Below are 11,879 nucleotides of genomic sequence, written 5' to 3' on the forward strand. Positions count from 1 at the left end.
TGAGCTATTCCCGCTTGGGAGGCGAAATTCTACATGCATTCGCCCCAGTGTCAACAGCCTGTTTATTTTTTGGCAGCTCCGCTACGCGCGGCTTTTTCGTCCTCGCGCAGGCTCGGCCACGCCGCACGCAGGTACTGCGCCGCCGATACCAGGGTGAGCAGCGCGGCAATGGCCAGCATCCAGTCACCAATATGGAAAACCGGCTCGCCCATCCAGATCGTGGTGAACGGGGTATTGGGCGAAACCGAGTACAGCAGGCACAACAGCGCGACCATCTGCGCGGTGGTCTTCACCTTGCCGATCATGGCGACCCGCACCTTGGCGCGCTGGCCGATCTCGGCCATCCATTCGCGCAATGCCGATACCGCGATCTCGCGCCCGACGATGACTGCCGCCCAGAACGCCATCCACGGTGTCGGGTGGCCCTGCACGATCAGAAACAGTGCCACCGCCACCATCAGCTTGTCCGCCACCGGGTCCAGGAACGCACCGAACGCCGAATGCTGTTCGTAACGCCGTGCAACCCAACCATCCAGCCAATCGGTGATCGCCGCCAGGCCGAAAATCGCCGCCGAGGCGAAGTTGGTCCAGGCATACGGCAGATAGAACACCAGCACCAGCACCGGGATCATCAGGATCCGCAGCAGGGTCAGCCAGGTGGGGATGGTCAGTTTCATTACAGCATTACTCCGCTGCCGGATCGGGCACCGACAGACCGTGAAGGTTAGCGTAGATACGCGCGGCCAGGGCGTCGTTGATGCCCTCCACGCGGGCAATCTCAGCCTCGCCCGCCGCCTTGAGCCCGGCCATGCCACCAAAATGCTTGAGCAGGCTGGCGCGCCGGCGCGGCCCGATGCCGGGGATGTCCTCCAGCTTGCTGGTCATGCGCGCCTTCTGTCGGCGCCCGCGGTGGCCGGTGATCGCAAAGCGGTGGGCTTCGTCACGCACCTGCTGGATGAACTGCAGGGCCGGCGAGGCGGCGCCCGGACGCAGTTCACGGCCGTCCGGCATCACCAGTGCTTCATGGCCGGCACGCCGCTCCACACCCTTGGCTACGCCAACCAGCATCACCCCTTCCACGCCCAGATCGGCCAGTGCTGCCTGCGCCTGCGCCAGCTGGCCGGCACCGCCGTCGATCAGCAGCACATCGGGCAATACCCCGCCCTCCTCCACCGCGCGCCGGAAGCGGCGATCGATGGCCTGGCGCATGGCCGCATAGTCATCGCCGGGCTCGATGCCGCTGATGTTGTAACGGCGGTACTGGGCGCGCACCGGGCCGGCGGCATCAAAGACCACGCAGGAGGCCACGGTCGCCTCACCCATGGTGTGGCTGATGTCGAAGCACTCCACGCGCTTGACCGGCTCGGCCAGCCCAAGCATCTCGCGCAGCGCCTCGCTGCGCGCATGCTGCGCGCCGCGGCTGTCCATCTCCGCCACCAGGGTGACCTGCGCATTGCGGCTGGCCAGCTCCACGTAACCGGCGCGCTCGCCACGCACGTTCCACTTCAACACCACCTTGCGCTCGGCCGAGGCGCTGAGCGCGGCCTCGATCAGTGCCGCATCGGGGATCTCGCGGTCCAGCAGGATTTCCGCCGGTGGCCCATGCTCCACGTAGTACTGGGACACAAACGCAGCCAGCACTTCCTCGGCACTGTCCTCACCATTGGTACGCGGGAAAAACGCGCGCGTGCCCAGGTTGCGGCCATCACGGAAAGCCAGCAACAGCACGCAGGCACTGGCGCCCTGCATGGCGCAGGCCAGCACATCCAGATCGGCGGCACGGCCATCCACGTACTGGCGGTTCTGCATGCTGCGCAATGACGCCACCAGGTCACGCAGGCGCGCTGCGCGCTCGAACTCCAACGCATCGCTGGCCTGCTGCATGCTGTCCATCAGCTCGGCCGCCAACTGGTCGCTCTTGCCTTCGAGGAACAGCGTTGCCTGGCGCACCGATTCGTCATAATCGGCCTGTGCCACCAGCTCCACGCATGGCGCGCTGCAGCGGCCGATCTGGTACTGCAGGCACGGCCGCGTACGGTTGCGGAACACGCTGTCCTCGCAGCTGCGCAGCTTGAACAGCTTGTGCATGAGGTTGAGCGTCTCGCGCACCGCGCCCACCCCTGGATACGGGCCGTAATAGCGGCCTGGTACCGAGCGCGGACCACGGTGCAGCGCAATGCGTGGCCACTGTTCGCGGGTCATCAGCACCTGCGGGTAGGTCTTGTCGTCGCGCAGGGAGACGTTGTAACGCGGCGTCAGCGACTTGATAAGCTGGTTTTCCAGCAGCAGTGCTTCGGCTTCGGTGCGGGTGATGGTGACGTCCATGCGCGCCACCTGCGACAGCATCATCATGATCCGCCGGCTCTTGGGCGAACCATTGAAATAGCTGCCCACGCGCTTGCGCAGCGCGCCGGCCTTGCCGACATACAGCAGGGTGTCGTCGGCGGCATACATCCGGTACACACCGGGCGCGGTACTCAGCGCGGCGGCGAAAGCCTTGCCATCAAACGCATTGGTTGCAGCGTCGGTCATCCGTCTATCGGCACTTCGCTCAATTCGCCACTGAGCGGGTCGAACCGCAGCACGGCATGGGCGTCCGCTTCGGCGATCCAGATCGCGCCAGCAGCCACCGCCAACGCGGCCGGCCCGTGCAGACGCCGCGGCAGGTTGACCGTGGACAGATCACCGCCGCCCAGCCGCAAGGTACGCAGCGAGCCATTGCCGGCATCGGCAATCCACAGCAAGGGGGAGTCCGGCCCCATCGCCAGCGCCTGCGGATACTGCAGGCGTGCACGCAGGCGCGGGCCATCGACGTTGCCCGACTCCCACGGCCCCTGCCCCACCAGGGTCTGCACCAGATCATTGCGCAGCTGCACCGAGCGGATGGCCGAACCCAATGCGTCAGCGATGTACAAGGTGTGCTGCACCGCCAACACGCTGCACGGCTGGGCAAACGCGGCCAGGTGGCCACTGCCGTCGCGCACCTCGACCGGGCCTGCCCCGGCGCGCCAACGCAGCTCCTTGGCACCGAGGTCATAGCTCCAGATGTGGTTGTCACCGGCCATCGCGACATAGATCTGGTTGTCGGCCACGGCCACGCCAACCGGATGGTTCAGCGCGCTGTCCCACGGCTGCGCCAGCACGCCGGCGCTGGGCGCACCAACGCGACCATTGCCACACAAGGTGTCCACCTGGCCACTGGTCAGGTTGATGCGTCGCAGTGCGTGGTTGCCGGTATCGGCCACGTACAGCACATCGCGCACCAGGGCCAGGCCCTGCGGGCGGTTGAATGCCGCTTCGCCCAGACCACCATTGATCAGATCGGCCGAGCCCAGGCCAAACTGGCGCAGGATGCGGCCGGCGTGGTTGCACTCAAGAATCCGGTGGTGACCGGTATCGGCCACGTAAAGTCGCTCGGCCGTAGCCACCAGCCCTGCAGGGAACAGCAGTGGCAGCCGCGGCTCGGCGTTGATCTCGCGGGCGTCGTCATCTTCCAGCGGGCGCGGCACGCCTTCACACAGGCTGTTCAAGGCGCGGTCCAGCTCGGCACCGGCCCCCACCAGCCGCTCACGCTCCTGGCCATAGGCGTCCAGCAGCACCAAGGTCGGCCAGGATTGCACTTCGAACTGGCGCCAGGTGTCCCAATGCGCATCCAGCACGATGGGGGCGCTCACGCCGTGCCTGCGCAGCAGCTTCAACGACTGTTGTGGCTCGCGCTCGAACTCGAAACGCGGCACCTGCACCACCAGCAACTGCAGCCGCCCCGGGTTGCGCGCCTGCCAGCGCGCCACTTCCGCCACGCGTTGCATTGACCAGACCGAAGCGCCATTGACGAAGGCAAGCACTACCGGGCGGCCGCGCAGCTCCTGCAAGGTGGCAGGTGCGGCGTTGAGCCAGATACCGGACTTGGGCAGATCCACTGCGCGCTTTTCATTCATGGTTGGATTATGCCGGACTCGTGGTTGCGCGTAAGACGTTGCACCGTACCGCGAGCAGCCGCATCCACCAATGACCAGCTCTGCTCGAAGTCACTGTCCTGACCATAGTACGGATCGGGAATGGCCGCAGCCCCCTCCACCCCGGCCCAGGGCAACCACAGCACCGCACGCTCCTGCAGCCCGGCCGGAGCCAACGCCCGTGCGTTGTCCAGGTTGGACCGGTCGGCACAGAGGATATGGTCGAAATCGTGGAAGTCCGCGGGTTGCAGCTGCCGCCCGCGCAGCCCGCTGATATCCACCCCATGGCGGCGGGCGCAGGCGACTGCGCGGCGGTCGGGCGGATCCCCGGCGTGCCAGCCGGAAGTGCCGGCCGAATCCACCGACACCCAGTTGTCCAGCCGTGCCTGGGCAATGCGCGCACGCAAGGCGCCTTCGCCCATCGGCGAGCGGCAGATATTGCCCAGGCACACCACCAGCAGCTTCATTGGCCGCCCCGCATGCGTGCGTCGGCCCGCTGCAGATCCTCCGGGGTATCGATGCCCGGCGGGAACGGCGCCGGCGACAAGGCCACGGCGATGCGGTGCCCGGCCTCCAGCACACGCAGCTGCTCCAGCGCCTCCACCTGCTCGAGGTTGCCCGGCGGCATGGCGGCGAACTGCTGCAGGAAGCCGGCGCGGTACCCATAGATACCGATGTGGCGCAGCCACTGTCCCGGCGGCAGGCTGTCGCGGCTACGGGCAAAAGCGTCGCGGTGCCAAGCGATGGGCGCGCGGCTGAAATACATGGCATCGCCATGCACGTTGCGCACCAGCTTGACCACATTGGGATCAAACAACGTGGGCGCATTTTCCACCGGCGTCGCCAGGGTCGACATCGGCGCACCACTGCTGGCCAGCGTGGCCGCCACCGCCTGGATGCCCTCCGCCGGTGCAAACGGCTCATCGCCCTGCAGGTTGACCACGATCACATCGTCCGACCAACCCGCCTGTCGCGCGCACTCGGCCAAGCGATCGGTGCCGGAGGCATGCGCCGGATCGGTCATCGCCACATGGATGCCCTCCAACCCTGACACCGCGGCGGCAATACGGGCGTCGTCGGTGGCCACCCACACTTCGCGCGCGCCTGCCTGCAATGCCCGCCGCGCCACATGCAACACCATCGGTTCGCCGGCAATCAGCGCCAACGGCTTGCCGGGCAGGCGGGTGGAGGCATAGCGGGCCGGGATGGCCACCACGAAATCCGGGATATCAGTCATTTCAACTCCTCACAGCCGCCGCTGCGGCCAACAAGTCTTCACCCGCCAACGGGGTGGATCAAGCGCGCGCCAGCTTGCCCAGGCGGTCCAGCAGCGCCACCCAGAATGCCGCCGGCAGCTCGGCCTGCAAAGGCACCGCGTAATGCCAGTCGGTGGCAAAACCCTGGCATTTGACGGCGTCCTTTTCGGTCATCAGTACCGGCAACTGGCTGCCGAAGGACAGATCCCCGGCCTGGTAGCGATGATGATCGGCAAACGCATGCGGCACCACGCCGATGCCGCGCGCGCGCAGCATCTGGAAGAAGCGCTGCGGGTTGGCGATACCGGCCACCGCGTGCACCCGCTGCCCGGCAAAGGCCTGCAAGGGCTTGGCCCTTCCCCCCGCGAGCGGAGTGGCGGTTTCGATCCGCAGGCGCATCGCCCACTCACCGAATCCGGTCCCGGCGGTCTCCGCCGGGGCATCGCTGGCCTGGCCAAGATTGACCACACGGAAGTCGCACAGCCTGGCCCGCGCCACCGGCTCACGCAGCGGGCCGGCCGGCATCAGCCGGCCATTGCCGTAGCGCCGTGCCGCGTCCACCACCTCGATCTCGATATCGCGCGCCAGCCGGTAATGCTGCAGTCCGTCGTCGCAGATGACGATGTCACAGCCGGCCGCCAGCAACGCCTTGGCCGCCGCGACCCGGTCCTTGTCCACGCGCACCGGCGCGCCGGTCTTCCAGGCAATCAACACCGGCTCGTCACCGCCCAGGCCCGGTGCCAGCTCGGGGGTTACCCAGCGCGGGGTGTCGGCCTCGTCACGGCCGTAACCGCGACTGGCCACGCCCGGCTTCCAGCCGGCCTCGCGCAGGCGGTTGACCAGTTCGATGGTCAGCGGCGTCTTGCCGGTACCGCCGGCGGTGATATTGCCCACCACGATCACCGGCACCGGCACCTGCCGCGCCCGCAACCAGCCACGCCGGTACAGGCCGCGGCGCAGGCCGGTCACGGCGCCATAGGCCGGCGCCAGCAGCCGTGCAAACCAGGGCACGGCGGCATCGCCGTACCAATAGGCCGGCGTTTGCGGACCCTGCTTGCTCATCCGTCCTGCCTTTCGCGGAACTGCATGCTGTGCAGGTGTTCGTAGACACCACCCAGCGCCAGCAGCTCGTGATGGGTACCGCGTTCGACAATGCGCCCCTGATCCATCACCAGCACCTGATCGGCATGCTCGATGGTCGACAGGCGGTGCGCGATCACCAACGTAGTGCGGTCAGGCATCAGCTTCTGCAGGGCGTCCTGCACCAGCCGCTCGGATTCGTTGTCCAGGGCTGCGGTGGCTTCGTCCAGGATCAGGATGGGGGCATCCTTCAACATCGCGCGGGCAATGGCCAGGCGCTGGCGCTGGCCGCCGGACAGCTTGCCGCCCTTGGCGCCCACCGGCTCATCAACGCCGCGCGGCATCTGCTCGACGAACTCCGCCGCATTGGCACCGACAATGGCGTGCTGCAACGCTTCCGGGCTGCGTCCTTGCAGTTCGCCATAGGCCACGTTCTGCGCGACGCTGCCGTTGAACAGGGTCACCTGCTGGCCCACCAGCGCAATCTGTCGGCGCAGATCTGCCAGCGGGTACTCCTGCAGCGGATGCCCATCCAGCAGGATCTGCCCGGATTCGATCTCATAGAAACGCGGAATGAGCTTGATCAGCGTGGACTTGCCGCTACCGGAACGACCGACGATCGCGGTGACCGTACCCGGCCTGGCAATGAAACTGACGTCCTGCAAGGCCGGCTTGGCCTGGCCTGCATAACGGGCAGTGACATTGCGGAACTCGATCAGGCCATTGGCACGCTGCAGCGGCCGCGTGCCGTGATCAGGCTCGTCCTCGGCATCAAGCACGCTGAACAGACGCTGCGCCGAGGCGATGCCGCGCTGGGTCATGTTCTGCACATTGGTCAGTTGCTTCAGGGCCGGGATGATTGCCAGCATCGCCATCAGCAACGCAACAAAGTCACCCACGGTCAACCGCCCTGCGGCGGCTTCGTGGCCGGCAATCAACAGCAGCGCCGCCAGGCCGACGGCACCAATCAGCTGCACCATGCTGGAGGAAATGCTGCGGGTGGATTCCACCTTCATCGCCAACCGCAGATTGGTGTTGGCCAGCCGTGTATAGCGCTCGAGCTCGGTGGGCTGGGCGCCGTAGACCTTGACCTCCTGCTGGCTGGACAAGGTCTGGTCGGCGGCCTGCAGCAGCTCGGCCCCGCTTTCCTGGATACGGTGGCTGATGCTGCGGTAACGCTTGGCCACCTTGTTCATCACCCACGCCAGCGGCGGTGCCAGCACGAAAATGGCCAGGGTCACCTGCCAGCTGTACCACAGCATCATCAGCAGGGCGCCCAAGGCTTGCAGTGACTGCTGCAGCACCACCTTCATGGCATCCACCGCGGCCTGTGCCACCTGGTCGCAGTCGGAGCCCAGCCGCACCAGCATCGACGGCACCGGCTCGGAATCGAACCGCTGCCCCGGCAGGCGCATGTATTTGTCCAGCACCTTGACGCGCAGGTCACGGGCGATGCTGCGCGCCGATTTGCCCATGCCGATGTCGGTCAGGTAGCCCGCGATGCCGCGCAGCAGGAACAGGCCGATCACCGCCAACGGCATCCACGGATTGATGTCCTCCGGGTTCACCAGGTTGTTGGTGATCGGGCTCATCAGCCACAGGAAGCCACTGCCGGCACCGGCTTCCACCAGCATGCCCAGCACCGCCAGGCCCAGCAGCACCCGGTAAGGCAGGGCAAAGCCGAGCAGGCGCTTGTAAACCTGCCATGCACCTGAATCGCTCATTGCTTCACTTCCGGGGCAGTGGCGATCGCAATGCGACGGAAACCCAACTGACCCAGGGCATCCTGTGCGGTGACCACGGCCTGGTAGGGCGTACGGGCATCGGCGCGCAGCAGCACGGTCTGTTCACGGTCCTGGCCGGCCAACTGGGCGATGGTCTGCTTCAGCGACTCGATATCCGGGCGCAGCACTTCCTGGTCGTTGATGAAATAGCGACCATCGGCATTGACCAGGACACTCAACGAGCGCGGCGGCGCGCTGCTGTTCTGGTCGCTGGCGGTCGGCAGCTGGATCTGCAGCGTCGAGCGCGCATCGAAGGTGGTGGTGACCACGAAGAAGATGATCAGCACCAGGATCACGTCGATCAGGGGTACCAGATCGATATGCGGCTCGTCCTGCTGGCGGTTGTCGCGGATACGCATCGTGGATCAGGCCTTGGCGGTACGGCGTGGTTCGGCTGTCTGGCCCTTGTTGGCGGCAGCCATTACCGCCGGGCGGCCATCCAGCGAATCCAGCAGTGCGCCGGCTTCCTGTTCCATCTCGATCACATAGCCGTCGATGCGGCCACGGAAGTAGCGGTGGAACATCAATGCCGGAATCGCCACAATCATGCCGGTGGCGGTGCACACCAGTGCCTTGCCGATACCACCGGCGAGCTGGTTCACGTCGCCGACGCCGTGATCGAGGATACCCAGGAACATCTGGATCATGCCCACCACGGTGCCGAGCAGGCCCAGCAACGGGCCTGCCGAGGCAATGGTGCCCAGCGCATTAAGGAAGCGGCCCATACGGTGCACCAGGTGACGACCGGTGTCTTCGATGCGTTCACGGATCTGCTCGCGCGGGCGGTTGCGCGCTTCCAGCGCCGCGGCCAGCAGCGCACCCAAGGGCGAGTTGGCGCGCAGCGATTCGATGTGCGAGGCATCCAGCTTGCCACGCGCCGCCCAGTTGCGGACTTCCTGCCCCAGCCCCGGCGGCAGCACTTCATTACGCCGCAGGCTCCAGAAACGCTCCAGGACTATCGCCAAGGCCAGTACACCCAACAGCAACAACGGCACCATCGGCCAACCGCCGGCCTTGACCAGTTCCCACACGTTTCAACCCTCCGGCTCGACGGCCGTCTGTTCGATGGCCGATAGGATAGCAGCCACCCGCGCCCGCTCAGCGGCATCCCAGACCCTTGCACGCCATATTCTGCGCTCACGCAGTTGTAGGCCGTCCTTGCCCAACCATACCCTTACCGCCCCACTCTGTGCGCTGGTCAGCACTTCAGCCCCGGCGCGCTGCCAACGACGCACCACCTCCGCACGCGGATGGCCAAAACGATTGCCATGCCCGGCCGACACCAGCGCCAGCCGTGCCGCCGTTGCACGCACGAACGCGGGGCTGGATGAGCCTCCGCTACCGTGGTGTGCGACCACCACGACATCGGCCCGCAGCTTGGCTGGCATCCGTTTCAACAGCCCCCGTTCGATCACCTCACCGATATCGCCCGGCAACAGGGCGCTGCCGTATGCCCCGCTCACCCGCAGCACGCAACTGGACTCATTGCGCAAATAGGGGAACCCAGGGCCGGGATGCAGGAACTCGAACCGCACGCCATCCCATTGCCAAGCCTGTCCGGTGTTGCAGGCGTGCACCTGATCAAGCGGTGCAGCCGGGGGGGCCAGACTGAGCTGTGGTGGAAGTACGGCACGCAGCGCCGCCGCACCGCCAGCGTGATCGTGGTCGGCATGACTGAGCACCATCCGCTGCAAACGCCGCACCCCCAAGGCACGCAATGCCGGCACCACCACCCGTTCACCCGCGTCAAAGCCATCGCGCACGGCCGGGCCGGCGTCGTACAGCAACGCGTGCTCGCGGGTTCGCAGCAACACCGAAAGCCCCTGCCCGACATCCAGCATTACCAGCTCGAACTCGCCCCTGCGTGGCGCCTCCTGCCACGGCCATAGCAAGGGCAGCCACAACAGCAGCGCCAAGCCCTTGCCGGGCACACCGGCTGGCAACAGCAGCCACAGCGCCCCCAGCAGGCCAAGCGGCAGGGCAAACCACGCCGGTTCAGGCAACCACCACATCGCCAGCTCACTGCCACCCAAGGTATCGAACAGGGGCCACAGCAGGTCGAAGCTCCACGCCGCCGCCGTCCATGCCCAGCCGCCGGCACCTGCGTGCAGCGCCTCCAATGCGGTGCCAAGGATGGCCAAGGGCACCACCACCAGACTCCAGCAGGGAATGGCGACAATATTGGCCAATGGCCCCACCAGCGATGCCTGGCCGAACAGCACCACCGTGAACGGCAGCAAGCCCAAGGTTGCGACCCGCTGTGCGGAGAGAAAACCGGGCAACCAATGGCCACGCTCCGGCAGGCACCAGGCCAACCAGCCCACCCCGGCAAAACTCAACCAGAAGCCAGACGCCAGCACCGCCAGCGGCTCAACCAGCAGCACCAACAACGCGGCCTGCGCCAGGCAATCCAGCACCCCCACCGGCCGCCGCCCAAGCCGGGCCAACACCACCACCGCCACCATCAATACGGTCCGCACCGTAGGCAGGCCGAAGCCGGCCACGGCGGCGTACACCGTCGCCCCCACCAACGCACCCACTGCCATCGCCTGCGGTCGCGGCCACCCTCGCCCCCAGCGCGGCAATACCCACCATAGCAATGCCACCATCCAGGCCACGACCACTGCCACCATGCCGACATGGAAACCGGAGATGGCGATCAAGTGGGTCAGGCCAGTGGCCCGCAGCACCTGCCAGTCCTGCTCCTGCAGGCCACGCGTATCCCCAAGCGCCAGCGCCTGCACATAGCGCGCCGATGGCGAAGCCACGTCGCGATGGATCCGCGCCGACATACGCTCGCGCCAAGCCTCCACGCCCGTACCGACGCGCAGCCGGCGCGGTGCCACTGAGTCACGCACCATGGCCGAGGCCACGATCCGCTGGGCGAGCGCATGCCGCTCGGCATCAAAACCACCGGGATTGATCAGCCCACGCGGTGCACGCAGCCGCACCGTCAGTTGCCACTGCTCACCGGCACGCAGCTGCAGGCGCGGCCCCGGCACCGTGGCAGCGAAAGCGTCATACCAGCTGACCTGCACTACACGCCCGTGCAGCGCAGCCGGCAGGTGTGGGCGGCTGTCTACGCGGAACTGGAAACGGGTACGTCGCAACTCGTGCTGCGGAAGGTTGACCACCACACCGGTGACAGTATGTTCACGCGACTCCAATGCCGCAGGCAGTTGTGCGGACAGCGTCCACAGCAGGTGCACGCCCGCCCAGCCAGCACCCAGCAGCATGGCCGCAGGCGCGCGCAAGCGGGGATGGCAGGCCCAGCCCACCGCTCCCAACAGCAGCGCGCAGGCGCTCACCCAGGCTGGCAACAGGACAGGCGCCCATACCGTGGCGCAGATGCCGGCCAACAGCCCTGACGCCACAGCCTTGCCGAAGCGGGCTTGTGGCGGAGGCAGACACACTCTGCCGCAGCGGAATCTGGCCATATGCATCCTGAAGCGGCTGACATGCCATCGTCAGCCCAGCGCAAGGGGCCCACCCATCGTCGAATGTTGGGGTTTGAAGTCGGGGAATGTCGGGTATTGGTTGACGCGGCTGGGACTTGGGGGCAAAAGCGCCCTCACCCCTGCCCCTCTCCCGCAGGCGGGAGAGGGGAAAGCGAGGCTGGCGGCTGCCGGGAGGGGGACGTGCGTTGACGCGGCTGGGACTTGAGGGCTAAAGCGCCCTCACCCCTACCCCTCTCCCGCAGGCGGGAGAGGGGAAAGCGAGGCTGCCGGCTATCGGGAGGGAGACGTGCTTTGACGCGATTGGGACTTGAGGGCTAAAGCGCCCTCACCCCTACCCCTCTCCCG

General features: G+C 66.7%; 9 protein-coding genes and 1 pseudogene. All 10 read right to left on the reverse strand.

The window, feature by feature from the left end; genetic code table 11:
* Positions 1-62: 62 nt before the first annotated feature.
* Positions 63-677: a CDP-diacylglycerol--glycerol-3-phosphate 3-phosphatidyltransferase gene (pgsA, locus tag B2527_RS06850; RefSeq protein WP_293706807.1), complete on the reverse strand. Its 615-nt coding sequence runs from the start codon at positions 675-677 to the stop codon at positions 63-65.
* 7 nt (positions 678-684) lie between these two features.
* Positions 685-2,532 (reverse strand): excinuclease ABC subunit UvrC, encoded by a 1,848-nt coding sequence (uvrC, locus tag B2527_RS06855; protein ID WP_293706808.1) that lies wholly within the window; start codon positions 2,530-2,532, stop codon positions 685-687.
* Positions 2,529-3,938 carry a hypothetical protein gene (locus B2527_RS06860; protein ID WP_293706810.1) on the reverse strand — a complete coding sequence of 470 codons (1,410 nt, stop codon included), beginning with the start codon at positions 3,936-3,938 and terminating at the stop codon, positions 2,529-2,531. Before B2527_RS06860 ends, uvrC begins: the two co-directional genes overlap by 4 nt.
* Positions 3,935-4,423: a low molecular weight protein-tyrosine-phosphatase gene (locus tag B2527_RS06865; RefSeq protein WP_293706812.1), complete on the reverse strand. Its 489-nt coding sequence runs from the start codon at positions 4,421-4,423 to the stop codon at positions 3,935-3,937. The genes B2527_RS06860 and B2527_RS06865 overlap by 4 nt, the downstream gene beginning before the upstream one ends.
* Positions 4,420-5,184 carry a 3-deoxy-manno-octulosonate cytidylyltransferase gene (gene kdsB / locus B2527_RS06870; RefSeq protein WP_293706823.1) on the reverse strand — a complete coding sequence of 255 codons (765 nt, stop codon included), beginning with the start codon at positions 5,182-5,184 and terminating at the stop codon, positions 4,420-4,422. The genes B2527_RS06865 and kdsB overlap by 4 nt, the downstream gene beginning before the upstream one ends.
* 67 nt (positions 5,185-5,251) lie before the next feature.
* Entirely contained in the window at positions 5,252-6,274 is a 1,023-nt protein-coding gene (gene lpxK, locus B2527_RS06875) for a tetraacyldisaccharide 4'-kinase (protein ID WP_293706813.1), read from the reverse strand.
* Positions 6,271-8,016, reverse strand: coding sequence for a lipid A export permease/ATP-binding protein MsbA (gene msbA / locus B2527_RS06880; protein ID WP_293706815.1), 1,746 nt, complete (start codon positions 8,014-8,016; stop codon positions 6,271-6,273). The genes lpxK and msbA overlap by 4 nt, the downstream gene beginning before the upstream one ends.
* Complete coding sequence (locus B2527_RS06885) at positions 8,013-8,435, reverse strand: ExbD/TolR family protein (RefSeq protein ID WP_293706817.1); 423 nt, start codon at positions 8,433-8,435, stop codon at positions 8,013-8,015. The genes msbA and B2527_RS06885 overlap by 4 nt, the downstream gene beginning before the upstream one ends.
* Positions 8,436-8,441: 6 nt before the next feature.
* Positions 8,442-9,107 carry a MotA/TolQ/ExbB proton channel family protein gene (locus B2527_RS06890; RefSeq protein ID WP_293706818.1) on the reverse strand — a complete coding sequence of 222 codons (666 nt, stop codon included), beginning with the start codon at positions 9,105-9,107 and terminating at the stop codon, positions 8,442-8,444.
* Positions 9,001-11,513: pseudogene (locus B2527_RS06895) on the reverse strand (DNA internalization-related competence protein ComEC/Rec2). Before B2527_RS06895 ends, B2527_RS06890 begins: the two are co-directional and overlap by 107 nt.
* Positions 11,514-11,879 lie beyond the last annotated feature (366 nt).

This window comes from Stenotrophomonas sp. UBA7606, assembly GCF_002477705.1.
Lineage (GTDB): Bacteria > Pseudomonadota > Gammaproteobacteria > Xanthomonadales > Xanthomonadaceae > Stenotrophomonas.